The organism is Paracoccus liaowanqingii (assembly GCF_004683865.2).
Taxonomy (GTDB): Bacteria; Pseudomonadota; Alphaproteobacteria; order Rhodobacterales; family Rhodobacteraceae; genus Paracoccus; species Paracoccus liaowanqingii.
Window position 1 is genome coordinate 128,155 of sequence record NZ_CP038439.1, and the last position, 26,853, is coordinate 155,007.

The following is a 26,853-nucleotide window of genomic DNA, read 5'->3' on the forward strand; positions in this document are numbered from 1 at the left end:
CCTTTGATCAGCTTGCCGCCAGAAGGTCGTTCAGCCCGGCGGTCTCGGCCTCGATCATCCGGGCCAGCGGGCCCGAGCTGTAGCGGCTATCATGGGTGATGTCGCGCCCGGCCCATGTGGGGCGCAGGAAGTCGTGGTCCTCGTGCGGCAGCTCGACATCGCAGGTCACCAGCCCGGCCAGGGCCCCCAGATATTCGTCGACCTGCCAGATGAGGCCCGCAAAGGGCACGTCGTGGCGACGCTTCTCGATCGGCGGCGCGATCGAGAATTCCGCGATGATGGCGTCGGCATCCCCAGGGTCCATCTCGAAATGAAACTCGCTGCGCGACACGCCCGTGCGGTTTCCCTTCAGCGTCAGGGTGGCCGCGCCGTCGCAGATCCGGATCCGCGCCTTGCCCATGTCGAACCGGGCGATGAGGTGATCCCGGATGTGGCAACTACCGCTGGTTGCGCGGCGCCAGGCCCGGTCTATCACAAGGAACTTGCGTTCGATTTCAATGCTCAAGGGCGCCTCGCCGGTGTGTTGCCGTCTTGGTGCGGGGCTTAGCCGGGAAAGACCTCGACGGCAACGACTGTCGGCCCGGGGGACGACGAAATGCCGATGCACGGACGGGCGGACGGGGCGGCCATGCCGGGGCGACCGGACAGCCGCGGCGGTCCGATGGCCCTGCGATGGCGGGCCACGGGACGTCCCCCGTCATCGGCGGGACAGGGCCCGAAGGCCGGGATCCTGCCGATGAGGCCTTTCGTCGCGCTATCTCTGGTGCTTCTGCAGCAGCCGCAATCCCCGCCGCATGCCGGGGCAACTCAGCATCCGCCCGGCCTTGGCGACGGACACGACGATGCGCTCGCGCTTGCGGCTTTCGGGCCAGCGCTTGAGCAGCTTGTCGACGCGCATGTCGTAAAGCGTCAGCAGGATCTTCTTGCTGCCCTCCGCGCAGATCACGACGGCCTTCCGGCGCGCGAAGACGCGGCCCTTCAGGCCGCCCTCCTCATAGGCCTCGCGGCGGGCCGAGGCGGGGCCGGACATGCCGGGGATGCGGCGCCCTTTCGGATGGATCCATTCCTTCCGGCTCTGGCGGGTGACCAGGACGATCTGGTCCTTGCCCTTCCCGGGCAGGCGGCAGAGGACGCCATAGCGCTTTTCGGTCATGCAAACAGCTCGCGGATCAGGGTCGCGCCGGACAGCGCCAGGGACTTGTTGCGAAAGCGGCCGTCCGCGCTGACATCGCGGCCAAACCAGGCGGGGGGCGCGAAGGCCGTGGCCTCCGCCTCGGACCCGAACTCGACCTCGACGGTCACCAGCGGGGCCAGATCGCCGTCGAAGACGTCCAACTCGAAGGTGTGCCCGTCGTCCAGACGGCCGGTCCAGCGCGTCTTCTCGATCCGGCGCCCCTCGGTCTGGGGCCAAAGGAGGTCGAACTGCGCGGCCTCGATCGTGATCTCGCGCTCGGTCCGCACGATCCCTTCGCCGGATTTCAGGCACAGCACATGCGTGTCGTCCGACTGGCGCAGCCGGACCTCGACCGAATCCTGCGGCAGCGTCACATAGCCCTGCCGCAGGGCCGAGGGCCGGGCCGCGGACAGATCCGGCAGCGCGGGAACCAGGAACTTGCGCTCGATCTCCTGGGGCGTGGCCATCCGCGTCAGCTCTTCCACAGCCGGTCGCGGATCTCGTCGAAGATCTGTCCATAGGCCTGGGACGAGGGGCGGTCGGGGGCGAAGGCCATTACAGGCGCCCGATTCACGCCCATCCGTTCGACATCGGTGGAAAAGGGCAGCACGGCCTGCAGCATCTGCCTGGGATAGGCGTCCCGCATCCGCTCCATCGTCTCGCCATGCAGCAGCTTCTGGCGCTGCACCATCGAGAAGAAGGCCACGATCCGCTTCTTGCCGGAGGTGTCCTTCGACCCGTCCTGCCCCCCACGAAGTCCAGAAGCTGCTCGAAGGTCCGTTCGGACAGCGTCGTCGGAATGACCGGCACCACGATCAGGTCCGAGGCCTGCAGCACGTTCTCGGACAGCATCGAGATGTTGGGCGGGCAGTCCAGCACGATGACGTCGTAATCCCCGCCGACGGCCTTCAGCGACTTCTTGAGCCGCGAGCGGCTGTTCTTCATCCGCGACAGGAAGACGTCGAAATCGCGAAAGGTCATATTCGCGGGCAGGATGTCCAGATTGTCGTAGTCGCTGCCGCGGATCGCCTTGGTGAACTGCTTGACGTCCTCGAAGAACGCCTCGTTCTCCAGCTTTTCCGAAGGCTTGACGCGGAAATAGAACCCCGAGGCCCCCTGCGGGTCCAGATCGCACAGCAGCACGCGCTTGCCGGCCTTGGCGAAGGCATAGGCCAGGTTGACCGAGGCGGCGGTCTTTCCGACACCGCCCTTGTTGCTGTAGCAGGCCACGATCTTCATCTCAGGTTTCCTTGCCATGGAACAGGGTGCGGAATTCGGCGCGGACCTCGGCGCTGTCGAACAGCGCGAAGCTGGACATGATCCGGGCCCGCTCTTCCTTCTGGCGCTCGTGCAGCACCGCGATCAGGGCGCCGATGCTCTGCGCCAGGACCAGGTCCTGCTTCTGCCCGATCGGCTCATGGGCCTCCATGAAGTCGCGCAGCGCGACCTGCTGGACCGAGTAGTCGTTGAACAGGCCCAGATTGTCCTGCAGCGCCTTGAGGGGCTTCAAGAGCGGCTTGACCGCGTCGGCGGGAAACAGCGGGGCGAAGAACTCCATCAGATAACGCAACTTCTTGCACAGGATCCGCAGCTCGTGGACCTGCGTGTCGGGGGTCTGGGCGGTGATCTCGCGGGCGATCCTGCAGACCTTGCGATAGCGTTTCCAGATCAGTTGGCGGGCATAGTCCTGGACCTGATGGTCGGCCTCGGGGCCCTTGACCGGGCGGTCGGGCGCGTCGAACAGCGCCTGCAGGTCGGACATGGCGCGGTCATGCGCCGCGCTGCGCAAATTGGCCGCGACCGCCTTGTGCGCGCGGCGCCGTTCCTTGGCGAACATCGCGAACATCAGTTCCAGCCCCTGGTGCAGGGACGCGGGCAGCATGGCGAAATAGTCGTCGCGGGCCAGCAGGTAGACGTCCAGATCCCGCAGCCGCCCGGTGGGGGCCATCAGGTCCGAGGCCGCCTGCTTCAGCGCCGCCGTCTGGTCGTCCGAATACACGCCCTTGAACAGGCTGATGACCGACCGGACCTTGCGCAGCGCGACGCGGTAGTCGTGCAGGAATTCGGTGTCGTGATCGGCGATGATTCCCACCTCGTTGCTGCGGGCCACGCGCAGATAGGCGGTGATGATGTCATTGGCCGCGCGCCATGCGGTGTCGTCGCCGGCGACCGGGACATCGGGCTTGGCGACATAGGGGACATGGGCGGGAAACAGCAGCGGCGCCACGGCGGCGACGCTGTCCGCCCCGGGGGCGGCGGCGGCCTCCAGATGCCCGCGCAGGGCGTCCAGCGCGCGGTCGTAGCCGCGCAGCCCCTGCAGGGCGGCGAAGGTCACCGGCGCGCCGTCGCCCTTGGGCTGCAGCGTCGTCAGCCGGGCGCGCACCTGCGTCTTGCCCTCGTCATCGGTCAGGGACAGCTGGCGGCTGCTGATCGTCCCCGAGCCCACGCTCAGCAGGCTGCGCAGCGGAGAGACGCGCTGCAGCGCCGCCCTGACCGGCCCCTCGGCCAGATCGGCCACGAAATTGCCGGGGCGTCCGGCCTTCTGGGCCATGACGCCATCCGTCTGGTGCAGGATCAGGCAGCGCCCGGTCTCGATCAGCAGCTGGCCGGCGCCGCGGACCGATCCGTTGAAATCGTCCAGCAGCTCGAACGGGGCCTCGGCCGCCAGATCGGTCACGCCAAGGTCCAGCGCGCCGACCTGCGGCCCCAGGACGTCGTCCGCCAGCGCCCCCGCCAGAACCAGGATCGTGTCTTCGGATCGGCTCATGATGCCCTCGTTCCCGCCAGTTGAGATCGCCGTCGACGCATCGACCGCGTCGACCCTTATACTTCGGCCAAAGCCATTGTCGACGCCCGAGCGAGACGGCCGGTTCCCTCGTCCCCCTGGAACGACCGATCCCCCGGCCATCGCCGGCCGCCGTGGTGGCAGGGGCCCCGCCCGCCGATCCGCGCCCGACCGCCCCCGCCGCCCGGATGCGGGGCATTCGAGCGGTTATGGCTCTTGCCCAGGGACGGGGGATCGCGGCAAGATCGGGTCGGGCCAAGCTCGGTTCCGGCGGCCCGGCCGTCCCGGGGCTTCGGTCCTTGGCATGCGAGGGCCAGGACGCCGGGGCGGATGGGCAGGCCCGGCACGAGTGCCGATGCGAAGATCAGGACGGGCCGACCCTTGAAGCCCTTCCGCGACTATTTCCCGATCCTGACCTGGGGTCGCCAGTACGGCCGCCAGACCCTGTCCGACGATCTGCTGGCCGCGGTGATCGTCACGATCATGCTGATCGCGCAATCGCTGGCCTATGCGCTGCTGGCGGGGCTGCCGGCGCAGGCCGGGCTCTATGCCTCGATCGCGCCGATCCTGCTTTACGCGGTCTTCGGAACCAGCCGGGCGCTGGCGGTGGGGCCGGTGGCGGTGGTCTCGCTGATGACCGCCGCCGCCATCGGGCAGATCGCCCAGCAGGGCACGATGGGATACGGCGCGGCGGCGCTGACGCTGGCGGGGCTGTCGGGGGCGATCCTGCTGGTCATGGGCGTGCTGAAGCTGGGCTTTCTGGCCAATTTCCTGTCCCATCCGGTGATCGCGGGCTTCATCACCGCCTCGGGCATCCTGATCGCCACCAGCCAGCTGGGCCATGTCCTGGGGGTCGGCGCCGGCGGCCATACCCTGCCCGAGATGGTCGTCTCGCTGATCCGCGCCGTGCCGCAGACGAACCCGGTGACGCTGGCGATCGGGGTCGTCGCGACGGGCTTCCTGTTCTGGGTCCGGCGGGGGCTGAAGCCCCTGCTGCGCCGCGCGGGGATGGGCGCCCGCGCCGCCGACATCCTGACCAAGGCGGGGCCGGTGCTGGCCGTGGTGGCCAGCACCCTCGCGGTCCGGGGGCTGGACCTGCAGGCGCAGGGCGTGCGCATCGTGGGCATCGTCCCGCAGGGCCTGCCGCCGCTGACGCTGCCCTCCGTCTCGCCCGACCTGATCGGGATGCTGCTGGTGCCGGCGCTTCTCATCTCGGTCATCGGCTTCGTGGAATCCGTGTCGGTCGCGCAGACCCTGGCCGCGAAAAGGCGCCAGCGCATCGACCCGGACCAGGAGCTGATCGGCCTGGGCTCCGCCAATCTGGGCGCGGCCTTCACCGGCGGCATGCCGGTGACGGGGGGCTTTGCGCGGTCGGTCGTGAACTTCGACGCGGGCGCGGCCACGGCGGCGGCGGGCGCCTTCACCGCCATCGGGCTGGCCGTCGCCGCCGTCGCGCTGACGCCGCTGATCTACCACCTGCCCATCGCCACCCTGGCCGCGACGATCATCGTGGCGGTGCTGTCGCTGGTCGACCTGTCGATCCTGCGCCGCGCCTGGTCCTATTCCCGCGCCGATTTCATCGCCGTCGCCGCGACCATCCTGGTCACGCTGGGGCTGGGGGTCGAGGCGGGGGTGTCGACCGGCGTGATCCTGTCCATCGCGCTGCATCTGTACAAATCCTCGCGCCCGCATGTGGCCGAGGTCGGGCTGGTGCCGGGCACCCAGCATTTCCGCAACATCCTGCGCCATGACGTGCAGACCGATCCCGCCATCGTCACCCTGCGCATCGACGAGAGCCTCTACTTCGCCAATGCCCGCTTCCTCGAGGATCACGTCGCCGACCGCGTCACCCCCGATTGCGACATCCGGCATGTGATCCTGATGTGTTCGGCCATCAGCGACATCGACCTGAGCGCCTTGGAAAGCCTCGAGGCGATCGCCCATCGGCTGGACACGATGGGCGTCAAACTGCACCTGTCCGAGGTCAAGGGTCCGGTCATGGACCGCCTGAAATGCTGCGATTTCCTGGACCACCTGACGGGGCGGGTCTTCCTGTCGCAATACGATGCCTGGGATGCGCTGCGCAGCCGCCCGCCCGTGGCGTGATCCGTCTCAGAAGCGGTCGACCGGCACCTTCAGGTAATGGTGCCCGTCGTCCTCGGCCGGGGGCAGGCGCCCGCCGCGCAGGTTGATCTGCAGCGCCGCCATGATCCGGTCGGGCAAGGGCAGCGTCGCGTCGCGGGCGTCGCGGGTCGCGATCCAGTCCTCGCGCCGGGTGCCGTCCCGAACATGGCGGTTCGTGGCGCGGTGCTGGTCGACCGTCGCCTCCCATTGCGGTGCGCCGCGGTCCCTGGTGCCGTAGTCATGGCCCACGAACAGGCGCGTGTCCCCGGGCAGGGCCAGGATCGCTTGGATCGACTGCCACAGCTGGCCGCTGTCGCCGCCCGGGAAATCGGCGCGGGACGTGCCCGCATCGGGCTGCATCAGCGTGTCATGGGTGAAGGCCGCATCGCCGCAGACATAGGTGACCGATCCAAGCGTATGGCCCGGCGACAGCATGACCCGCAGGCCCAGATCGCCAAGCGCGATCGTCTCGCCATCGGCCAGCAGGCGGTCGAAATCGCGGGCCGGATCGAAGGCGCCGGGCAGGTTGTAGATCCCGGCCCAGATCCGGGCGATGTCGCCCACCCGGTCGCCGATGGCGGTGGGCGCCCCGGTCAGCCGGCCCAGCTGGGCCGAGGCCATGACGTGATCGGCATGGGGATGGGTGTCCAGCACCCAGGCCACGCTCAGGCCCTGATCCGCGACCAGCGCCAGCACCTGATCCATGCTGCCGGTCGAGAAGCGGTAATGCTTCGGGTCCAGGTTCCAGACCACGTCGATCAGCGCCGCCTGCTTCGTGGCGGGATCGGCGCAGACATACTGGATCGACCCGGTGTCGGGCTCGTAGACGCCCCAGACATCGGGGCTGCCCGCGCCGGTTGAGGGCGAATGGCGGATGACGGGCTGGTGCAGCAGGCTCATGCGGCTGTCCCTTGGATGAAAGCGGGCGAGGATTTCAGCCTGGCGCCGATCCACAGGCCCAGGATCATCATGGGCACGAAGACCAGCGTGCCCGGCGCCAGCAGCGGCAGGGCGGTCAGGGCGGGGCCCGGGCAGAACCCGCCGATGCCCCATCCGGTGCCGAACAGCACCGCGCCGGTCAGCAGCGGCCGGTCGATGGCACGGCTGGTAGGCAGGTCGAAGGCGGGGTTCAGCACCGGCGCCGCCCGCCGCCAGACCAGCCGATAGCCCAGGAAGGTGGTCAGCGCCGCGCCGCCCATCACGAAGGCCAGGCTGGGATCCCACGCACCCGCCAGATCCAGGAAGTTCTGCACCTTGGCCGGGTCGGCCATGCCCGACAGGATCAGCCCCAACCCGAAGACCAGCCCGCTGAGAAAGCCCCAGATCCCGCGCATCACAGACCTCCGATCACGTGACGCAGCACGAAGACGGTGACGAAGCCCGCCGCCATGAAGACCACGACCGCCGCCAGGGACCGCACCGACAGCCGCGCCAGCCCGCAGACCCCGTGCCCCGAGGTGCAGCCCGATCCAAGCGCCGTGCCCGTGCCGACCAGCAGCCCCGCCACGGCCATCGCCGGCAGGTTCTGCGGGACGGTCTGCGGGATCGCGCCGCCCAAGGCCAGCATCAGCAGCGGCGCCGCCAGCAGGCCCAGCACGAACCAGATCCGCCAGTCGCGGTCCCGCGCCGCGCCGGGCAGGGCCAGCGCCCCCTGGCTGATGCCCGCGATCCCGGCGATGCGGCCGAAGATGCCCATCACCATCACCGCGCTGATCCCGATCAGGACCCCGCCGCCAAGCGAGGCCCAAGGGGTGAAGGCCGTCGGGGTCACCATGTCCATTCGTGGTCCTCTGCGCGGGGATTGCACCGGGCGGCGCATCTGATACAGTATATATTCGTTATCTCTAATTAAGTCAAAGGTAATATGTCGGACGAGCTTCCCGATCCCTCCGTCGCGGCCCTGCAGGACATGGCCGATCACGTCGCCGCCCGGCTGGCGCTGGTGGCCAATGCCAAGCGGCTGTTGATCCTGTGCGAACTGGCCAAGGGCGAACGCCCGGTCGGCGCCCTGCAGGCGGCGGTGGGTCTGGGGCAGTCGGCGCTCAGCCAGCATCTGGCGCGGCTGCGCGAGGCGGACATGGTCGCCACCCGCCGCGAGGGGCAGACCATCCATTACCGCATCGTCGACCCGCAGCTGGAGGTGCTGATGCAGGCCCTCTACGCGGCCTTCTGCCAGCCGAAGGATCCGCAGGCGACATAGGGGCCGAAGGACGCCGGGCCTCAGGCCCCGGTCGCCTCCTGCATCGCGAAGTCCAGCACGAAGCGCGTTCCCGGTCCGCCGTCCTGCCATTCGACCTGCCCGCGCAGCTGGGAACTGAGCCCGGCGATCAGCGTCATCCCCAGGCTGCCGGAGGTTTCGGCGTCAAAGTCGGGCGGCAGGCCCGGTCCCTGGTCCGAGACGGTCAGCCGCAACCGCCCGGGTCCGGCTTCCTCCACCGTCATCTGCACATCGCCCGCACCCGCCGGATAGGCGTATTTGAAGGCGTTGGTCACCAGCTCGTTCACCAGGAGCGCCAGCGGCACGGCCTGATCGGTCGCGATCGACACCGGGGCAAGGGTGCAGCTCAGCGTCTGGCCGGGACGGGCGGTGGTGCGGAGCTGGTCGCACAGCTCGCCCAGGAACGCGGCCAGCTGGACGCTGTGCACCTCGTCGGCGCGCCACAGCCGGTCGTGGACCTGCGCGATGGTCGTCACGCGGGCCTCGGCATCCTCCAGCGCCTTGGCCAGGGCGGGGTCCGACGACTCGCGCCGCTGCATGCTCAGAAGCCCCGCCACCATCGCCAGGCTGTTCTTGACCCGGTGGCTGATCTCGCGCGTCAGCACCTCCTGATGGGCGACCGCCGCGCGCAGGCGCGCCTCGCTGGCCCGCAGCGCCTCCTCGACGTGATGGCGCTCGATCGCCACGCCCAGCAGGTTGGCGAAGCCCTGCAGGAAGGCCAGGTCGGCCGTGGTGAAGCGCCCCTCGGTCGGGCTGTCCACCTCGAGGATGCCATAGCGGCTGGCCTCGCCCTGCACGGGCACGTTGATCGCGCGCCGGATGCCGTGGTCCCGCAGCAGGGTCGGGGTCCGGAACCGCGTCTCGCCCTCCAGGTGGTTCGAGATGACCGGCTCGCCCGTCTGGAAGGCATAGCCGGTGGGGCTGTCCAGATCGGCGCCGATGCGCGCCCGGCCGACCACGCCGGGCCGCCAGCCGACCCCGGCGCGCAGGATGAACTGCCCCTCGTCGGGCAGGTATTCCATCACCTTGCAGAAGCGGCTGTGCAGGCCCAGGGCGCAGACCCGCGTCGCCTCGTGCAGCAGCGCGCCAAGGTCGTGGGTCCGCAGCGCAAAGGCGCCGTATTCGGCCGCAAGCCGCTGCTGGCGCAGCCGGTATTCCAGTTCCTCCGCCGGGCTGCCGCCCGTTTCCGGCGCGACGGCGGGGGCGTCCACATGATCCTTGTCCATGGCCTTGCTTCTTCTGCGTCCGAAGGCGCCGCCCGAGGGGCGACGTCCTGTTGCTGATCATGCCATGTCATAAAGAAAGACCGCCGCCGCCGCGAGGGAGGAGTTTGGATTGCGGGCATCGGGAAGGAGGTCGTTTTCGGGATCCGCCATGCGCGCCCGTCCCGGCCTTGCGGATGTCGGCGGACCATGTGCCCCGAGGGCGTCCGGACAGGGGCAGGGTGGGTCCGGAGCGCGAAAATCGGGGGCATCGCCCTTTCAAAGACCGCGGCCGGTGATATCCTTCAGCAATCAAGAATGCGAAGCGCTTGGGAAACCTTGGCATTGATCATCCGCTCGATCTGAAAATCGCGCAGCCGGGTTTCCAATTCCAGTTTCCGTCGCTCTATGTCTTTTCTGCTTCTGAATTTATTTGGTTTTTTTGATGCCCGCGATCGCGGCGGGGATTTGGTCGAAACATTCAAGACACATCCCCGATACAACCGAGAAACATCGCCGAATGTCCGGTGGTTTGGAACAGCTCGACACTGGATACTAAACCATAATGTCTGCCTTGAAGTTTCTGTCAATCGCGGGCACCGGGATCAGCGGATTGGGTACGTCAGCGTACTAACATATGTTATAGAATAATGTTCCCCCCATGATAGACAGGTCTGAACGGTCCCCATTCCAAGGGCGGGGCCGATGGAGAGACGACGCACGACGAGCTCTTGCCCCAGATAAGAGATCGCCATGCCAAAAAGATTGCCCCGGATGATGGGGCGAAACAGTCTTCTTTCGACGCTTTCCCCGGAAGATCAGTCCCTCATCACCCCCTCGCTCGAGGACGTGCCCCTGCCGCAGGGGATGATCCTGGAACAGTCCGGCCTGCCGGTCGAGACCATCGTCTTTCCGCTGTCGGGCACGATCTCGGTGACCGTCTCCTCTGCGCGCAGGATGCAGACCATCGAGACGGGAATCGTCGGCTCCGAGGGGATGTCCGGAACCTCGACCCTGCTGAATGCCGCCGTGCCGTCCCAGAACTTGTACGTCCAGATCCCGGGCCATGCCCTGCAGATCAGCGCCGCAAAGCTGAAGACGCTTCTGAAGCAGAGCCTTGGCCTGCAGCAGCATTTCCTGCGCTTTGCCCATGTCCTGATGACGCAGACGGCGCACACCGCCTTCGCCAGCCGGTACGGGACGCTGGAGGAGCGGCTCGCGCGCTGGCTTCTGATGTGCCACGACCGCGTGCATGCGGACAAGCTGAGCCTGACGCATCAGGCCATCTCGGTCATGCTCGCGGTGCGCCGCCCGGGCGTGACGGTGGCCACGCAGGTGCTGGAGGGGAAGGGGTTGATCCGCGCGACGCGGGGGGAAATCCAGATCACCGACCGGGACGGCCTGGAGGCCGTGGCCGGGGATTACTACGGATCGCCCGAAAGCGAATACCGGGCCGTCTTCAAGGCAAGATAGCCGTCGGCCGGGGTGTCGGGACCGCGACCCATAAATGTACGCCAGCGTACAAATACTACGCGGTGCCGACCAGCCTTGTTATGTCTGGGCTTCAAGAAAAAAACATAATGAGGGCCGGGGCAGTATGGGCGAGACTTTGACCAAGCTGATCTATTCGTCCAATCACGGTGGGCTCAGTTCTGGTGCTCTTGACAGTATCCTGCACAGTTCGCGGTCAAATAACGATCGCGAGGATATCACCGGCGTTCTGGTCGTCGGCGAGGAGGATTTCTTGCAGATCCTCGAGGGCGAACGGTCCGCGGTCGCGGAATGTTTCATGCGGATCATGCAGGACGATCGCCACAAGGATATTCGGATCATGCTGGCCGGCAAGAAGTCGAGCCGGTCATTTTCAAAATGGAGCATGCATTGCGTCAAGACGTCCGGCGCAAAGCGCGCGATCATCTCGAGATATTATATTGACGGGGTTTTCGACCCCTCGCGGATGTCGCAGGATGCGCTCGAAGAACTGTTCCAGACCCTTGCGGCCTGCAAGTAAGGACATGTTCCGATGTTTCCGGCAATCGTCCGGATCGCGCCCTGCCGGCGCAGGGGGAGACGGGTTTGGATCTTGACGAACTTTACCGCGTGCTGCGCGGCTCTCACATCCGCGCCCGAAACATCGTCGACACGATCCGCGACCCCCTGCTGGTGCTGGATTCGGACCTCTGCGTGATCAGCGCCAACCCGGCCTTCTACCGGACCTTCGCCACCCATTCCGAGGAGACCGTGGGCCTTCCCTTCACCGACCTGGGCCACGGGCAGTGGAACATCGAAGAACTGCAGGCCCTGCTGAGGAACGTCATCCCGAAAAGCGCCTCGGTCTTCGACTACGAGGTCCGGGCGGACTTTCCCGACATGGGATGCCGCACGATGCTGATCAGCGCGCAGCGGGTCGAACATCCCGACAGCCGCCAGCGCATCCTGCTGCTGTCGATCGTCGATGCCACGGCCCGGCGCGAGCGGGAGAACGATCAGGACATGCTGATCGGCGAATACGATCACCGGATCAGGAACATGCTGTCGGTCATGCGCGCGCTGGCCCGCCAGACCCGCACCCAGGGACAGTCGGCCGAGGCCTATCGCGACGCGCTGCTGCAGCGCTTCGACGCGCTGGCCCGCGCGCAGGAGATCTCGACCCGAGGCGATGCGCGGCAGCTGGCGGACCTGACCGCGCGCATCATGGAACCCCATCTGAACGGCACCAGCCGCGTCAGGATCCTGGGCGGGCCGCCGATCACCCTGAAGGCGACCGAGACCGTCTCCCTGGGGATGATCCTGCACGAGCTGTCCACGAACGCGCTGAAACATGGCGCCCTGTCCGCGTCCGGCGGAGAGGTGACGATCGCCTGGACCTCCGGTCAGGACGACGAGGGCACCTCCGTCGTGCAGCTGGGCTGGCAGGAGCGCAACGGCCCCGCCGCGACGCCCCCCTCCGTCCCGGGCTTCGGGACCAGCCTGATCGCCTATTCGGTCCGCCAAGAGCTTGGCGGGACGGCCAGGCTGGATTACGGCCCCGACGGCCTGACGGCCGAGCTGACCTTCCCCCGCGTCTAGACCCCGATCCGGAGACATCATGCCCCAAGACATCACCCCCCGGCCCGCAGGCGGCCGCTCGGTCCTCGTGGTCGAGGACGAACCGCTGATCGCGATGGAGCTGGAGATGATGCTGGACCAGCGCGGCTATCGGGTGCTGGGCCCCGTGGGGGTGCTGGAGAGCGCGCTTCGGCTGCTGCAGGACGCGCGGCCGGATGTGGCCATCCTCGATCTGAACCTGCACGGCCAGCTGGCGACCCCGATCGTCGAACGCCTGCGCGCGCTCGACACGCCCTTCATCATCGCCTCGGCGGATGCGTCGGTGACGCATGGCGAGACGATCTTCGCCGATCATGCCGAATGGATCGCGAAGCCGATCGACGAGAACCTGCTGATGGCGGCGCTGGACCGCGCGACGCCCTAGTCACAGCTCGGGTCGCTGCACCACGTCGTGCCGAAGGCCGCTGGAGGATCCGGGCAGCGGGGCGGGACGGGCATGATCCACGCGCCAGGCGACGCGGGCCCCCGAGGGCGCGCGGGCCAGCATCGCGCGATGCTCGTAGCGCAGCCCGCGCGCCCCGATCTGGCCGGGCGACAGGGCATAGGCGTCGCGGAAGAACCGCGTCCGCCCCTCGGCCCGCCCCCCGGCCAGCGACAGCGGGCGGGCCTCCAGGCGACCCGGGCCGGTCAGCGCATAGGGGATCCAGTTGTCGGGCGGTGCGCGGCGCAGGCACAGGACCGGCTCCTCCACCTCGGGCGGGATGGGGCGGGGCCGCCAGGGCGTGCCGCGCCCGTGGGGATCGCGCAGGACCGTCTCCTCGAGCCAGGCGAGGTTGTCGACCGGGTCGATCCGCAGCACCGCCTCTTCCAGCACGTCGCCCGACAGGATCGGCGCACGGGCCAGGATCGGCAGGCTGCCGTCGTCATGGCACCAGCCGCGCAGGTCCGTGCCGCGCCCGTCCGAGGCGGTGCGGCGGCGTCCGAAGGTGTCGCGGATCGTGACCGCGCGGATCGCGACCAGCGCATTGATCGGCACGTCGATCTCGCAGCGCCACTGCACCTGGCCCTGTTCCGCGAAGGCGGCGGCGATCAGCAGCTGGCCCAGATCCGAGGGGCCGGCGGGGACGGCCGCAAAGTCCAGCGCCTCGTCCTCGATGCGCCACCAGCGCGGCGGCTGCTGGCCGGGCAGAGACGCGCGCGACAGGACGCGGGTGACGGTCTGGTCGTCGGGTGCCGCCCGCATCCCGCCCTCCAGATCGGACCAGTGAAGGTCCGGCCCGGCGGCGCGGTCGGTGCGCAGGCCAAAGCCGTTCCCGCCGGTGCCATCGAGGCGGATGACATGGGCGCGGCGGTCGGGGTCGAACCCCTCGCCCAGCCCGCCCGGCTGGCGCGCCGCCCACCGGCGCGCGAGGGCGGCCAGATCCTCGGGCAGGTCCAGCCGCCCGCGCCGGATCAGGTCCAGGGCACGGGCGCCGTCGATCCTGCGCGCAGGCGACATGCGCGACAGCATCGGGTGATCCCCGACCAGCGGCACCTGCGCCGCCAGCGCATCGGCCATCGCCGCCGCGCGGCCCGCGGGTTCGGCCTCGGCGACCAGCGACAGGCCCAGCCTCAGCCGGTCGCGCCAGTGATTGCCGGGAGGGGCGGCCAAGGCAGCCGAGGGCACCACGTCCAGCGGGTCGACCGGGGCGCCGTCCAGCGCGGTCACCCGGGCCACGACATGGGTGATGCTGGCCTCGACGGGGGTGCCGCCGTCGAAATGGTCCATCTCGCCCATCCACCATTGCCGGCCCAGCAGCCAGAGCGGGTCGCCGAGCGGCACGGCGGCGCCGGGGACGGGATCGGGGTCGCGGGGATCGGGCTCGATCCGGTCGAAGAGGCGCCAGCGCGTGGGTTCCATGGGATCTCCTGCCGGGTCAGATGTGATCGGGTTCGCGCAGGGGGGCGCACCATCCCGCCGCGACCGGCACGGCGACCGCGTCCAGCAGCAGCAGCGGCAGGGTCGCGCCCAGATGGCGGCCGGGCCCGGCGGGCATGTCGGCGCCGCCCGGCCAGTCGGCGGGGGCCAGCATCCGCGCCTGTGCCGCATCGGCCACCTGCGCGACAAGCTCGATCAGCCCCTGCGGGTGCCAGGGCGTGGCGGGATCGGCGGGCACGGCCAGGATGGCCGTCTGCGGCGCGCGGGCGCGGGGCGCCTCGGCATCCATGACCAAGCCCACCTCGCCGGTCGCCGGGGGGATCGTCTCGGACCAGCTGTCGATCAGCAGACCCGCGACGGCCCCGCCGCGGGGCCCCGGATCGCCGATCACCACCGCCGAGCGGCGGGCGGGATAGGCGTCGCCCCGGGTCCTCGGGCCGCCCAGCCAGTCGGTGCCGGGGTCGGCGGGCAAGGGCGGATCGTCGCCCCATTGCACCGCGCGCAGGGGCAGCGCGCCGTCGCGCGCCAAGGCAAGGTCGGCCACAGGCTCGATCCGCGTGCGCACGGTGGCCGTTTCCTCGATCCAGTGCAGCAGCGCCGCGGGGCCCGCATGTCTCAGCGCGTCCGGGGCGCCGTAGGCATCGGCACCGGGCAGGGCGAAGGGCAGCAGGAGGGGCAGATCCCCCAGCAGCGCCTGCAGCGCCGCCTCGGGCGTGGCGGCGGCGTCGGCGGCGGTCATCCGGCCGGCCAGGTCGGCGCCGACCCGGGCAAGGCCGTCGGGATCCGGCGTGCCGCCCATGCGCTCCAGCATCCGCCCCAGCTGGGGGATGCTGGTCCCGAAGCGGCGCGGGTCGGAGGGGTCCACGCCTGCCGTTTCGGCCAGGCCCCGAAGCCGGTCGCGCCAGGTGCGAAGTTGGGCGCGGGCGCGGGTGCGCGCCTGCTCCGACGCCGCCTCGCGCCATCCGTCCGGGTCCGCACCGCCCAGATCCGCCGCCGTCAGCGTCCGCGCGCCCGCCAGGGCCGCATGCACGCGCGCGGCCATCCACAGCGTCGTCTCGGCCGTCGCGTCGAAGGCCAGATCCTCGAGCTTCATTCGCGCCCGCGCCCGGTTCAGCAGCTGCGCGCGCCCGTCGCGGCCCGGCGCCATCATCCAGACAAGGTCCAGTACCGAGGGCTCCAGCGTGCGCAACGGGGTCTGGCGGTTCTTCGGGCCCCGGACATGGCCCGCGATCTCGCCCAGAAGCTGGGCTGCAAGGACGGCCAGTTCGGGGGCCAGCAGGGCGCGCAGGCTGCCATCCGTGCCGATCGGTCTGGTCCGCCAGCCGGTCGCCAGCACGACGGACAGATCGACCGTCTCGCCCGGCGGGCGGGCCTCGGTCACCGACAGGTCGGCGGGCGGCGCCGCGCCGATCGACAGGCCCGCCAGCACCGCCTGCGCGGCCTCGCCCCGACCCTCGGCCAGGGCGGCGGCGCCCTCGGCCACCAGCACCATCCGCAGCGCCCGCAGCGCGCCGATCAGCCGGTCCCGCGCGGCGGCCGCCGGGCCGGGCAGGCGGTCCGGACGCGGCGTGTCGATCAGCGCGCCCGCATCGAAGGACGGCCCGTTCGCCGCCGCCTCGCGCGGATCCGGCGGAAAGAGCCGCGCCAGATCCTCCTCGATTTCGGCGGCGCCCGCGCGCTGCAGGCTGTCCACGACCAGCGCGGCCATCGCGGCGGCCATGTCCGCGCCCTGCCGCAGGGCGGCGATCAGCGGACGCGCCTCGGCCATGGGACCGGCGGACAGGTCGGCGGGCAGGATCGCGTCGCCGCCCGGATCGTGCCACGCCAGCCCGGTCTGCGCCCGCCACAGTGCCGCCAGCACGGTCGCCGTGACCGCCGAGGGGGCGGCGATCCATTGCGGCTCGGGCGTCGGGGCGGCCGGGGCCACCGCGTCGATCAGGCCATAGGCCCCCAGGATCAGCCCTGTCGGATCGGCACGGCGCTGATCCTCCAGCGCGGCCATGGCGGCGGCCTCCTCCCAGACATCCGGCCGGTGGGACATGGCGTCCAGCAGCCCGGCCAGGGTCCGGTGAACCTGCGCGGGCGGCGTCGCGGTCAGCTTGGCGATCATGCGGGGGATCGCCGCCAGCAGGGCCACGGCGCGGTCCGGCCCGGTGCCCGCCTGCCGCGCCTTGGCCGCGGCGCGTTCGAGGCTGTCGGCCCCGAGGCGATCCAGCGCCGCCAGGGCCAGCGCGGGCACCGGGTCGGGTTCCTTGGCCTCCAGCCGCCAGCGCGGATGGCCCAGGGCCGCGGCTTGGGCCGCGATGTCGCGGGGATGGCGATGCGCGGCCTCGATCTCGGCCAGCGCGCGCAGGATCAGATGCTCGACCAGCAGCGCCAGCAGGCTGACGGGGCGCTCGGGCAAGGGCTCCTTTCCCGGCGACATCAGCCGACGGGCCAGGCGGTCCCGCAGCCGCGCGCCCTTGGCCAGCCCCTCCAGGTCGGGGTCCGAGAACCCCGGATCGGGCGAGGTCTCGGCCCCCGGCGCCACCAGCGATCCGCACAGCTGAAGCGCGGCGCGGGCAAAGCTGCCGCCGGGCAGGGCGGCCTCGGGGCCGGGGCGGGTCTTTGCCTGGGCCAGCAGCGCCTCCTGATCCAGCGCGACGCGATAGGCGGCCTCGGCCAGAGCGGGCCCCTGCGCCGAGGAGGTCAGGACGTCGATCACCAGATCGGGCGGCAGAAACCCGCGCGTGCGCCAGACCCGCCCCAGGTCATGGCGCCCCAAGGCCGCCACCATCGGTCGGTAGCCCTCCTGCGCGCGCTCGGCATCGCGGACGGTGCGGGCGTGCCGGGCCAGGTCGGGGCGCGTCGCCAGGATGCCCGCCAGCGGGCTTGCCTCTCCCGGCGGTGCGCCGTGGGGCCGGGCAACATGGATCCCGTAGGGATCGTCGCCGAGGCGCAGCAGCGGCAGCTGCCCCTCGGGGCGCAGGTCGAGGAACCGGGCCTTCAGGTCGTCCAGCGGGCGGCTGTCATGGCCCGCCGCCGCCTCGGGGCCCGGATCGAACAGCGTGACCAGCGCCGGGCGCACGGCGCTTTCCCAGACCAGCTCGGACAGGATCGCGCGGACCCCGTCCGTGTCCGGCGCCGGTTCCGAGAGGGGATCGGCGGACAGGCCCAGGGCGCGGGCCAGGCGCCGCCCGCCTTCGGGGCTGCGGGCGGTCGGGACCGCAGCGACGGCGCCCTTGGTGGCGCGGCCCGGCACGGGCGCCCCGATCCCCGCGCCCCGGTGGGCGTGGTCGGCCAGCAGCCGGTCCAGCACGTCCCGCCCGGCCTCGCGGCCATCGTCCAGGCCCAGGACCACCAGCCGGTCGAAGCGGTCCCCGTCGGCGGGCAAGGGCAGTTCCAGCGCCATGCCGATGTCCAGCGCCGCCGCGAAATCGGCGATCCAGGCCAGCTCGGACTGCCCCGGGGCCAGGACATCCTCGGGGTCGGTCGCCACGGGGGCGACGGGCAGGGCGCGCGGGATCTCGCGGCCTTGGGCGGCGGCGATGACCCGGCCGTCGCGCAGGGCGACGGCCAGCAGCTGGCGCGGCAACCCGCGCGCGACGGGACGGTCGGGGCGCAGCCCCTCGGGGCCCGAGGGCCGCGCGCCCTGCAAGGTCAGGTCCAGCAGCCGCGCCACCCGGGCCGCGCCCAGCATCCGGTCCAGCCGGTCGCGCAGCAGCCGGTCGTCCTCGCCCCGCGCCACCGCTGCCCGATAGGCGGCGACAAGCTCCCGCTCGGCCTGCGAGGGGGTGTCGTCGGTCGGCGCGACATGGATCGTGTCGGGATAGGCGCGCAGCTGCAGGATCGCCCCCCGGCGCGCCGTCTCGATCCGCAGCGGGAGCAGCAAAGCGGGGCCGGGCGGCGCCTTGAAGCCAAGCTGGTCCAGGAACCTGCGGGCCTCCTCATGGGTGGGGCGGTCGGTCTGCGAGTCGGGGTCGGGGTCGGGATCGACGTCCCGGTCCCTACCGGAATTCGTGTCCGTGTCCCTGCCGGGATCCGGGCCCGGATCCGCACCGGCCTCCAGGATCCCGTCGCCGCGTGCCAGGCGCAGCGTCGGCGGCAGGCCCCGCAGCATCAGGCCGACCTGCGCGCCCGGCGCCGCCTCGGGGTGGGAGCGGCGGAACGCCTCGATCGCGGCGACGGTCGCGCGGGTCGAGCCCGCTTGCGACCTGACCACCACCTCCATGCCCACGCGGACCGGGCCGCCGCGCACGACGCCGGTCAGGACGGTGCCCCGGCCGCTGATGGTGAACACGTCCTCGACGGTCAGCGCAAAGCTCATGGTGTCGTTCCCAGCAGGTCGGTGCCGTGCAGGGCCAGCACCACCGGGCGCTGGAGCAGGATGCCGGCCATGTCGGCCGAGGACCGGCCCCAGGCAAAGGGGCCCGCCTGCAGCCCGGCCAGATCGGGACGCTCCAGGACCGGCCCCGGGAAATCGTCCCAGTCCAGCGACGGCCAGCCCTCGGCCGCGATGCTGGCGGGCGTGCGGGCCGGGCTGCCATTGCGACCGCCCAGACCGAAGGACAGCGCCCCCTGCGGCTCCTCGAAGACTAGGAACAGCCCGGCGGACCGGGGCCGCGACGGGGCCCCCCGCGGCGGGGGCGGCCTGCCGGTCATCGCGGCCGGATCCTCGCGAAAGCCCACATAGACCATGTCCCGTCCGATCTGCCCCATCGCCACCGGATAGGACAGCGCGCCATTGGGATCGGGCACCCGCGCGCCGTCGATCCACAGCGCCGGGCACAGGTACAGCAGGATCTGCGGATGCAGGCGGAACAGGTCCGAGCGCAGGATCGCGACGGTGCCCACGCGGCCCTTCCAGCCGGTGCCCAGCTGACCGGTCCTGCTCCAGGCGGCCATCGGCGCGGTGTCGAAGGCCTGCGCGGCGGCGGGGTCGGCGGGCTGCGCATCGGGGGCGGGAAAGGCGCGGCGCACGGGGCTGGGGCGGCGCGCGACGGGCAGGCCGCGCCAGATCAGCTCGCGCAGCAGCTCGTGGTTGGCGCCCGCGACCACCGCCTCCAGCGCGGCGCCGTCCAGCGCCAGGGCCGTCACGCTGTCGGGCGGCAGGTCCGACAGGCCGGGCGCAAGCGCCGCGGGGTCCAGGTCGAACAGCCGTTCGAGGATCGGTTCGGGCCAGACGGGATCGTGCAGCAGCCGCGCGGGCGGCGGGGACTGCGCCAGGCGCTCCGCGCCCCCGATCCGCAGGCAGAGGCGCGCGGGCACCGTCACCGCAGGATCCAGCGCCGCGCGCAGGGCGGTGGCAAGCGGGGCGATGGCCACGGGCCTCAGGCGGGGTCCGGCGGGGCGCAGGCTCCGGTCGCGGGCCAGGGTGACGGCCTCGGCCATGGCGGCGTCGCGGCCCGGGTCGCTGCCCAGGGTCCGGTTGCCCGGATCGCGCAGCAGGCTGAGGACCGCCAGCCAGCCCCGGCCCTTGCCGTCCGGCCCGCCGCGCAGGGCGTCGCGGGTCTTGTCCGGCAGGTAGGGGCCGCTGCGCGAGACAGCCGGGAACCAGTTGCCCAAGGGCGCGGCCCCGGCCAGGTCGTCGGCGCGGCGGGTGGCGGTCGCGACCAGATGCACCGCCTCGGCCAGCGAGGCGCCGCTGACATCGCGCGACCGGGCGCCGGGGGTGCCGCCGGGGCCCGCACGGCGGCGCAGGGCGGGATGCAGCGTCGCCCCAAGCGCGCTGCCCGCGACGCGGCCGGCCAGCGTGCCGCCGTCCGCATCCGCCAGACGGGTGCGCGCGGCGGCGGGACCCGCCAGGCGCAGCAGCGCCTCGTCGGGCAGGCGCGACAGCTGGGCATGCAGCTGCGCGCCCACCCGCAGGCCCGCGAAGGCCCGGCCCAGCAGCATGTTGGCATCCGCGATCTGCCCGGCCGCGCGGCGCACGAAGCCCACCATCTCGTCCTGATGGCGGCGCACCAGCTCGGCCCCGTGGCCCGCCATGATCCGCAGGCTGGGCGTGCGGTTCAGCTGCCGGAACCACACCGGATCCCGGCCCGGAGCGAAGCCCTCTCCGGCATCGCGCGCCTCCGCATGCAGGCCGCCGTAGCTGGGCAGCGGCAGGCGCGGTGCCCCGTCGGGGGATTTGGGCGTCAGCGCGGGCACCAGCGCGTCCAGCTCCGGGAAGGTCCGGGGCGCATCGGTCAGCAGCGTCGCGCGCGGCAGGCGCGTGCCCCGGGGCAGGCCCAGCAGATCCGCCGAGGCATCGTCCAGGGGCAGCGTTTGCACGCCCGCCCGAAGGCCGTGGGGCCTCAGGTCGCGCAGGATGTCCTGCACCGAGCGCCCCGATCCGGTCGAGAAGCGCCACCAGTCCAGCGCGGGCAGGGTGATCTGCGCGTCGCCCGGATCCCAGGCCGCGCCGCCATCGCCCGTCATCCCCTCCGGCGGGGCCAAGCCCAGCCCCGCATCCCGCCCGGCGGCGGTCAGCGGAACGAGGGCGGCAAGATAGCTGACATGCGGGCGCAGCTCCTGCGGGCAGAGGATCCGCGAGACCGCGCCGGGGCCCGCGCCCTGCACATGCGCCATCAGCGCGAACAGGCTTGGATGGGGCAGCAGGTGCCCCAGGCCGCTGACCGAAAGGATGGCGTTCGGCATGGCCCCGGCCTGCAGGGTCACGCCCTCGCCCTCGGGCAGGCAGATCAGCCCCAGGGTCGGGGCCGTGCCGAAGGACAGCGCCCAAGGCAGGCCGGGGTCGTGGAACTCGACATAGGGCAATTCGCCCGCGCGGTGATCGCCCGACCCGTCGGCGGGCACGCGCTGTCGCACCGCGCCGGGGGCCAGCGCGACCATCTGGCCCGGCCCGGCCAGCGCCAGATCGACGCTTACCTGCCGGGCGCCCTGATCGGTGTCCAGGTCCACGACCAGCTTGATCTGTCCCGCCGGGTCGACCCGGTCGCGCAGCCCGCGACGCAGTCGCGATGAGATGTCCAGGAACTGGGTCATGCGGCGATCTCCGCGCTGCGGGCCAAGGTGGTGCCGTCGCGGCGGGCGCGGGCGCGCGCCTCGGCATGGCTGGTGCCGCCGGTGCCGTCGGGGGCAAGGCCCTCGCCCGCGGCCTGCCAGGTCTCCTCGGTGACGGTGATCGCGCCTTGGGGCGGCAGGGTGACCCGCGCCCGGTCGCGGTCGGGCCGTCGCGGCAGATGCGGCGCGGGGCGGACCGTGCGCGGGGCGCCCGGATCGCCGTCCGGCCCGTCGATGACCAGGCAGTGCCGCGCCGTGCCGACCGCCAGGACCGGGCCCCGGTCGATCCGGTCCGCATCCGCGAAGACCGCGCCCGAGGGCAGGGCCTGAAAGCCCGGCGCGGCCAGCTTTTCGGCATCGGTCATCGAGACGAACTGCGCGGCGGCGAAGGGCGCGCGCCGGGGGGCGGCCACGGCGATCGGGTCGGATCCCGACCGCAGCCCCGCGATCGAGAAGCGCCGCGGCCCCCGGATCGGGTTGGCCCCCACGCTGTCCAGCGCCAGCTCCAGCGGGATCCGGGTCTGGCTGACCGACAGCCGGGCGCCGGGCGGCAGTTTTCCGGTCATGTGGTCCAGCACGAAAGGCCCGGCCTCGGGCGCCTCGCCCGACCAGGCGCGCGCCTCCGACAGCGCGGCGGCCAGCGCCTGGAAGGCATCGACCGGCTGCAGCGGCACCCGGGCCGCACGGCCGATGGTGACCGCGAAATCGACGCCCACGTCGAAGAACAGGATCTCGATCCGGGCGGTGCCGGTGATGTGCCAGGGGCCGGGCCCGGTCAGCCGCCCCCGCACCGCGACCGAACAGATCGACCGGCTGCCGCGCCGGACGGCGGCGCTGGCGCGGATGGCCAGGTCGATGCCGAACGGATCGAAGATCACCAGCGCGTCGAAGCCCAACTCGCCCGTCAGCGTGAATCCCGCCGCCCCGGCCTTCAGCGCCGCCCGCGCGCCCAGCTGGACCGAGTTCGAGGTGATCGCGAAATACCCCTCCAGCACGAACGAGACGCCGCCCTTGGACAGATCGACCCCCAGCCGGGGCACGTCGGGAAAGCCCGGCGGTCCCTCGAAGGCGGGATGCAGCCCGCCCACCGAAAAGGCCAGCGCGGGCGCGTCACCCCACCGGGTCATCACCGCGAATCCCCCCGTCACCGGCAGGCCCTGGATCGCGCTGTCGAACAGCCGCCCCTCGGCCTCCAGCGTCGAGGCGGTCATGTCCAGCACGCCGAACATGTCCATGTTCAGCCGCACGAGGGGCAGCGCCGGATCGGGCACCGCCACGCGCACCCGCCCCATCATGATCAGCCGCAGCGGGTCGGGCAGCGTCAGGGCCAGCGCCAGATCCAGGGTGACCAGCTCGCGGGGCTGGCCCCAGCCCAGCTTGACGGTGGGTCCGAAGACATGCTGGCCGCGCGTGACGGGGAACAGCGCGCCCGCCCGCCGCGCGATCAGGGGCGCGTCGCGGATCGGATCTTGGGGGGCCAGCACGTCGCCCGCCGTGCCCGCGCGCACCGCCGCACGCAGCGCCTCCACGTCGACATCGCGGTGCAGGCCCAGAAGCCCGCCCACCCCCGACAGCGTGAAGCCGAAGCCCAGGGGGATCGGCGCGAACCGCCCCGCGATGGTCACCAGCAGCGAGAATCCGTCCACGCCATCGGGCATCCGCGTGTCGAGGATGCCGAAGGCCTGCAGCCCCAGGGGCGGCACCTGCAGCACCAGCGCCCCGGCATAGCGCCCGGCCGCCCGGTCATGCGAGATGAAGCCGCCGCCCTGCACCGGACCCGCCTGAAGCGTCAGTCCCAGCCCGGTGGGCGCACGGAACGAGGCGACCACGGCCTCGACCGCGTCGGGCGACAGCGGCAGGCCGCCCTCCAGATCGACGCCCAGCCCCTCGACCGTGACGCCAAGCGGTCCCAGCTGCGCCGTCCCGGTCGTGGCCAGGGACAGGACCTGCCGCCCCGCGGCGCCCGCCGCCCCCAAGGCCGCGCCCACCGACAGGATCGTCACCACCCCGCCCAGGGACAGGGCCACCGGAATGTCCACCGACAGCCCGCCACCGCGCTGCAGATAGAACCCGTCCCGCACGCCCCATCCCAGGGTCAGGTCGACCTGCGTCTGCAGCGGCTTGGGGACCAGCTTCGCCACGAACCCGTCCGCCTGCTCCGGCGACAGCGACAGGGTGACGGGCGACAGGACCGCCTCGACCGACAGCGGATCGCCCTGCCCGCCGCCCGTCGCCGTCACGCGCAGGCGCGGCATCGTGGATGACATCGAGACGGGGCCAAGCGCCAGCCAGGTGCGCGCGGCGGGGGTGCCTTCGGTCACCTCGATCACGGCCCGGGCATCGAGCGAGGGGACCGGGTCCGTGCTGCGCAGATCCGCGCCGGTCGGTCGGGCCACCAGGGCCACGGGCGCGGTCGCCGCGAAGGTCGAGGCGAACCGCACCTGCCACCCGCCCGCAAGGGCGCGGGTGAACTCTGCCGCGCCGCTGGCCAGCAGCATCGCGATCAGCCCTTCGCCCGCCGCGCCATCGGCGGCCAGGGCGGCCAGCACGGCCACCAGATCGACCTGCGGGCCCCCGTCCGGGATGTCGAAACCCGGCAGGGCCAGCGACAGCGCGGGCAGGTCTAGGTCGTCGGGCGGGGGCGGCGCGAAGGGGTGGCGTGGCGCGTCGATCCGGCGCACCTCCAACCCGCAGGCGCGGCCCAGCCCGTCCAGATGCGCGAACAGCAGGTCATGGTCCAGATCGCCGCCCCAGCCCGTCGCGGCGTGGAAGGCCGCGGCGGGTCCGGCCAGCGCCGGGCCGATCCGGTCGGCCTGCAGCTGGCCGCGCGCCCGGGCCGCGACGGCCGCCGGGTCCACGATCCCCAGCAGCGCGGCCGCGTGCCACAAGGCCGGGCGGCGGTCGCGCAGATGGCGCGCGACCAGATGCTCCATCAGCGCGGCGATGATCTGGGCGGCGGTGATCTGAGCGGGCGGCGGGACGTCGGGCAGGCCGGGCGGCAGACCGTCGCGAAAGGCGCGGATCGCCGCCTGGATGCCCCCTGCGGCGGCGGACAGGTCGGCCAGCCCGGGGGTCTGCCCCTCCTCGAGGGCGGCAATCACCGGCCACAGCACCTGACCCGCCGCCACCAGCGCGTCGATCTGTGCGCCAAGGGCCGCCGCCTGCGCCTGCAGGTCGATGCCCGCATCGCCCAGCAGGGCGAGGATTTCGGCCCCCGCGTCATGGGGCACGTCCCCCACCGCCCCGGTGGCGTAATCGAACCGGCGCTGGACCGGCTGCACCGTCGCTTGGGTTGCGTGGGCCAGGGGCGCGAACAGCAGGACGACCTCGCGCAGGACGGTCTGGGCCGTGTCGGTCATGAGGCGGGCAACCTTGCATATTCGACGGTTTTCGGAATGCGGGGGTCGGGCGACTAGGTGATCTGCAGCCGCAGCCAGCCGCGCTCCCAACTGGGGGGCGTATCGCTGGCCCCGGGGCCATAGATCAGCGTCTGCCCGGTCCTGCGGAAGATCGGATCGTCGAAGTTGGGCAGGGGCGGCGGGGCGCCCCCCTCCCGCGGCGCAGATCCCAGATGCTGGACGGCCGTGCGGGCCGTGCTGCGGAACGATCGGCCCGCAGCGGCGGCGGGCCCGCCCTCGGTCAGAGCATGGGTCAGGGAGTAGACACCGGGAAGGGTCGGCGCCTCGGTCGCGAACCCGATCGGGGCCTGCAGGCTGCGCAGCCGCTCCAGCATCAGGGCGACCCGGGGGGCGGCCGGCGTGCCGAAGCCGAAGGCGACCTGGTCGGGGTTCAGGGCGGTGAAATCGGCAAAGCCCCGGCCGAAGATGCACTGATGGGCGAAGGTCTCCAGCTTGGGATCCTTGGTAAACTCGACCAGATAGATCCCCAGCACCGTGATCGTGACCAGCAGCCCGCCCGCCAGCGCCGCCCCCAGCCCGACCGGACCCGCCGCCGCCGCCGCGACCGCGAATTTCGCGTAAAGGCCGAACAGGACCGCGCCCGTCGCGCTGATCCCCATCAGGCCATTCCCGATGGCCACCGACAGATCGCCCGCCTGGCGCGCGTCCTGAAGGCCCTTGGCGGCGGTCTGCAGCTCGACGGCCAGAAGCGGCACGGCGATCACCGCGCCCACGCGTCCCGCCGTGCTGCGCAGGGCCGAGGTGGCGCCCCGCAGCTCGACGGCGGCGGCCATCAGCTTGATGCCCTCGCCCACCCCCTGGGCCGCAAGCAGCCCCGCCTGCCTGGGGTCGGTGGCGTTCAGGGCCCCGATCAGCGCAAGCTGGGTCTTGACCAGCCCGTCGAAAAAGCTGAACGGCAGCCCTGCCGTGTCCAGCACGACCTTGGCCCTGAACAGCCTTCCCCCCGGGGTGGCGGGCCGCAAGCCGAGCTCCGTCAGATCGTCTCCGATCTGGCCCAGCCTGACGACGGGATTGACGGGACCCGCGCCGTCGGCCGCCCGGTCGATGCCGATCTGCAGCTTGAGATAGTGATCGACCAGAACCTGCGAGGCCGGCTCGCGCAGATGGGGAACGCTGAGGATCGCCGTGACGAGCCCCGCCGATTGCGCCAGCGCGAAGGTGGTCCATTTCAGGGCATCGTCCGGGGTGTCGCCCCCCTGCTGACGGCGGAAGAAGGCCCGGGCCGTGTCATCCATCTCGAGCGTCGCCACGGACCCCGTCACGGTGATCTCGGGCAGGTCCCGGATCATCGCCGAGAGGCGGCCCGGCATCAGGATCGATGGGCGACCCCGCGCCACATCCATCAGGAAGCGCGCCTCGGTGCTGCCGGTGACGGCGCCGCCGACCTTGCGCGGATCGTGCAGGTCCAGCCATGGCAGGATGCGGGCCAGCCCGCTCAGGATCTCCAGCCGCTCCAGCGCGGGGGCCGCGTCGAAGGCGGCGATGACCTCTGCCCCCCGCAAGGCGCCGATCAGCCGGGTGGCGGCCGTCGCGACCGGCCTGGTCCGACGGACGCGCTCATCCTCGAGGCTCTGAAGCCGCGTCAGGTCCAGCGCGGCGTCGAACTGCGCCCGGGTGGGCGTACTGTCGGCGGTCAGGCCGTCCCGGGTGTCGTTGATTGCGAAGGCCAGGCTCACCAGGTCGCCGAAGGGCGCGTTGAAGGCGAACCCGCCCAGGGTGCCCACGACCCCGTCCAGCGACGTCGCATAGTCCCCATGGATCCGGTCGAACGCGGCAACGAGGTTGCGGAGGGTGGCGAGGAGGGTCGACATCTGCGGATCCGGGCTTGCTGAAGCTCAGGGTCCGCGAGAAAAGGCGCTTTGTAAATAAAATTATCGTTAATATGTCGGGGGTTGCGGGGGAAATTCCCCGGTTTTTGTAAACTGAACCTTTCGGAAAGCGCCGTCTGAACGATGCCCACGGCCCGATGGCCGCAACACGA

Annotated in this window: 20 protein-coding genes; 6 read left to right on the plus strand and 14 right to left on the minus strand. The window is 71.6% G+C overall.

Annotated elements, in window-relative coordinates; all coding sequences use genetic code 11:
- Nucleotides 1-7: 7 nt before the first annotated feature.
- The 5 genes from E4191_RS00610 to E4191_RS00630 form a co-directional block, all read right to left on the minus strand.
- The gene (locus E4191_RS00610) at nt 8-505 is read right to left on the minus strand and encodes a CYTH domain-containing protein (RefSeq protein WP_135311680.1); all 498 of its coding nucleotides are present in this window, start codon (nt 503-505) and stop codon (nt 8-10) included.
- Nucleotides 506-754: 249 nt separating this feature from the next.
- The gene (locus tag E4191_RS00615) at nt 755-1,153 is read right to left on the minus strand and encodes an NUDIX hydrolase (protein WP_135311681.1); all 399 of its coding nucleotides are present in this window, start codon (nt 1,151-1,153) and stop codon (nt 755-757) included.
- Nucleotides 1,150-1,641: a CYTH domain-containing protein gene (locus E4191_RS00620; protein WP_135311682.1), complete on the minus strand. Its 492-nt coding sequence runs from the start codon at nt 1,639-1,641 to the stop codon at nt 1,150-1,152. The genes E4191_RS00615 and E4191_RS00620 overlap by 4 nt, the downstream gene beginning before the upstream one ends.
- A 103-nt stretch (nt 1,642-1,744) precedes the next feature.
- On the minus strand, nt 1,745-2,413 hold the full coding sequence (locus E4191_RS00625; protein WP_176562600.1) for a ParA family protein: 669 nt from the start codon (nt 2,411-2,413) through the stop codon (nt 1,745-1,747).
- Nucleotide 2,414: 1 nt separating this feature from the next.
- Entirely contained in the window at nt 2,415-3,941 is a 1,527-nt protein-coding gene (locus E4191_RS00630; RefSeq protein ID WP_176562601.1) for a CHAD domain-containing protein, read from the minus strand.
- Nucleotides 3,942-4,340: 399 nt separating this feature from the next.
- Between E4191_RS00630 and E4191_RS00635 the strand changes: the two genes are divergently transcribed.
- Complete coding sequence (locus tag E4191_RS00635) at nt 4,341-6,065, plus strand: SulP family inorganic anion transporter (protein ID WP_135311684.1); 1,725 nt, start codon at nt 4,341-4,343, stop codon at nt 6,063-6,065.
- Nucleotides 6,066-6,071: 6 nt separating this feature from the next.
- Here E4191_RS00635 and E4191_RS00640 read toward each other — a convergent pair whose 3' ends face one another.
- Genes E4191_RS00640 through E4191_RS00650 form a run of 3 tightly spaced genes read right to left on the minus strand, consistent with a single transcriptional unit; the run spans nt 6,072 to nt 7,902 of the window.
- On the minus strand, nt 6,072-6,983 hold the full coding sequence (locus E4191_RS00640) for an MBL fold metallo-hydrolase (protein WP_135311685.1): 912 nt from the start codon (nt 6,981-6,983) through the stop codon (nt 6,072-6,074).
- A complete protein-coding gene (locus tag E4191_RS00645; protein ID WP_135311686.1) occupies nt 6,980-7,417 on the minus strand; it encodes a DUF6691 family protein in 438 nt (145 codons plus the stop codon). Before E4191_RS00645 ends, E4191_RS00640 begins: the two co-directional genes overlap by 4 nt.
- On the minus strand, nt 7,417-7,902 hold the full coding sequence (locus E4191_RS00650) for a YeeE/YedE family protein (protein WP_135311687.1): 486 nt from the start codon (nt 7,900-7,902) through the stop codon (nt 7,417-7,419). The genes E4191_RS00645 and E4191_RS00650 overlap by 1 nt, the downstream gene beginning before the upstream one ends.
- A 45-nt stretch (nt 7,903-7,947) precedes the next feature.
- Between E4191_RS00650 and E4191_RS00655 the strand changes: the two genes are divergently transcribed.
- Complete coding sequence (locus E4191_RS00655) at nt 7,948-8,283, plus strand: ArsR/SmtB family transcription factor (RefSeq protein ID WP_135311688.1); 336 nt, start codon at nt 7,948-7,950, stop codon at nt 8,281-8,283.
- Between the two features lie 20 nt (nt 8,284-8,303).
- Here E4191_RS00655 and E4191_RS00660 read toward each other — a convergent pair whose 3' ends face one another.
- Nucleotides 8,304-9,527: a sensor histidine kinase gene (locus E4191_RS00660; RefSeq protein ID WP_135311689.1), complete on the minus strand. Its 1,224-nt coding sequence runs from the start codon at nt 9,525-9,527 to the stop codon at nt 8,304-8,306.
- A gap of 750 nt (nt 9,528-10,277) precedes the next feature.
- Between E4191_RS00660 and E4191_RS00665 the strand changes: the two genes are divergently transcribed.
- The 4 genes from E4191_RS00665 to E4191_RS00680 all read left to right on the plus strand — a co-directional run bounded on the left by E4191_RS00665 (nt 10,278) and on the right by E4191_RS00680 (nt 12,975).
- Nucleotides 10,278-10,976 carry a Crp/Fnr family transcriptional regulator gene (locus tag E4191_RS00665; RefSeq protein WP_168217564.1) on the plus strand — a complete coding sequence of 233 codons (699 nt, stop codon included), beginning with the start codon at nt 10,278-10,280 and terminating at the stop codon, nt 10,974-10,976.
- A 136-nt stretch (nt 10,977-11,112) separates the two neighbouring features.
- Nucleotides 11,113-11,514, plus strand: coding sequence for a BLUF domain-containing protein (locus E4191_RS00670; protein WP_176562603.1), 402 nt, complete (start codon nt 11,113-11,115; stop codon nt 11,512-11,514).
- A gap of 65 nt (nt 11,515-11,579) precedes the next feature.
- Nucleotides 11,580-12,572, plus strand: a complete 993-nt coding sequence (locus E4191_RS00675; RefSeq protein WP_135311692.1) for an HWE histidine kinase domain-containing protein — start codon at nt 11,580-11,582, stop codon at nt 12,570-12,572.
- Nucleotides 12,573-12,591: 19 nt separating this feature from the next.
- Entirely contained in the window at nt 12,592-12,975 is a 384-nt protein-coding gene (locus E4191_RS00680; RefSeq protein WP_135311693.1) for a response regulator, read from the plus strand.
- Here the strand turns inward: E4191_RS00680 and E4191_RS00685 are convergent, their stop codons facing one another.
- Genes E4191_RS00685 through E4191_RS00705 form a run of 5 tightly spaced genes read right to left on the minus strand, consistent with a single transcriptional unit; the run spans nt 12,976 to nt 26,683 of the window.
- Nucleotides 12,976-14,451, minus strand: a complete 1,476-nt coding sequence (locus tag E4191_RS00685; protein WP_135311694.1) for a hypothetical protein — start codon at nt 14,449-14,451, stop codon at nt 12,976-12,978. It lies immediately after the preceding gene.
- Nucleotides 14,452-14,467: 16 nt separating this feature from the next.
- Nucleotides 14,468-18,775: a hypothetical protein gene (locus tag E4191_RS00690; RefSeq protein ID WP_135311695.1), complete on the minus strand. Its 4,308-nt coding sequence runs from the start codon at nt 18,773-18,775 to the stop codon at nt 14,468-14,470.
- Nucleotides 18,772-21,435, minus strand: a complete 2,664-nt coding sequence (locus tag E4191_RS00695) for a hypothetical protein (RefSeq protein WP_135311696.1) — start codon at nt 21,433-21,435, stop codon at nt 18,772-18,774. The genes E4191_RS00690 and E4191_RS00695 overlap by 4 nt, the downstream gene beginning before the upstream one ends.
- The gene (locus E4191_RS00700; RefSeq protein WP_135311697.1) at nt 21,432-24,812 is read right to left on the minus strand and encodes a DUF6603 domain-containing protein; all 3,381 of its coding nucleotides are present in this window, start codon (nt 24,810-24,812) and stop codon (nt 21,432-21,434) included. Before E4191_RS00700 ends, E4191_RS00695 begins: the two co-directional genes overlap by 4 nt.
- Before the next feature lie 53 nt (nt 24,813-24,865).
- On the minus strand, nt 24,866-26,683 hold the full coding sequence (locus tag E4191_RS00705; RefSeq protein ID WP_135311698.1) for a phospholipase D-like domain-containing protein: 1,818 nt from the start codon (nt 26,681-26,683) through the stop codon (nt 24,866-24,868).
- Nucleotides 26,684-26,853 lie beyond the last annotated feature (170 nt).